The organism is Daejeonella sp. H1SJ63 (assembly GCF_029360775.1).
Lineage (GTDB): Bacteria > Bacteroidota > Bacteroidia > Sphingobacteriales > Sphingobacteriaceae > Daejeonella.
The window spans coordinates 1-540 of record NZ_JARKMZ010000021.1 but is presented as its reverse complement, the minus strand read 5'-3'; the positions used below and the strand labels follow the sequence as shown (position 1 = coordinate 540).

The following is a 540-nucleotide window of genomic DNA, read 5'->3' as shown; positions in this document are numbered from 1 at the left end:
GCTGTTGGTGCTGTTGGCACTCCCGTTAATGCAGGACTTGCCAATGGTGCTTTCAGATCCAATGCCGTTTGGGTTGCACCCGATACCGGTTTATTCGCATCTGAGGTATTATCCACGTTGCCTAAACCGACATCTGTTTTACTTAAAGAAAGAAGTGTTTTAGCTGCTGTAGCTGTTAATACTTCCGGAGCGCCGGATCCTGCTGTACTTCTTCCCAATAAAGATGCTGTAGCAATATTTTCAAGCTTACCTAAAGTCACATTCGCGTCCGCAAGCTTAGCAGTAGTTACTGCTCCTGCCGCAATCGCAGGGGAAGCAGCAGTTCCTGCCAGATCACCTGCCAACTGGATCTTTCCTTTGGTAGTCGCGTCAGCATCAACCGTGCCCGCTGCAGCGGCTGCAGTGACAAATGCTGTCGTTGCAACCTGAGTGGTATTCGTACCGGGTGCAGCTGTTGGTGCTGTTGGCACCCCCGTTAATGCAGGACTTGCCAATGGTGCTTTCAGATCCAATGCCGTTTGGGTCGCACCCGATACCGGT

At 51.3% G+C, this 540-nt stretch carries 1 protein-coding gene; it reads right to left on the bottom strand.

Going from position 1 to position 540, the window contains the following annotated elements; translation table 11 throughout:
- Positions 1–540 (bottom strand): hypothetical protein (locus P2W72_RS06700; RefSeq protein ID WP_276360221.1); only part of this gene is annotated, 540 nt, incomplete at both ends.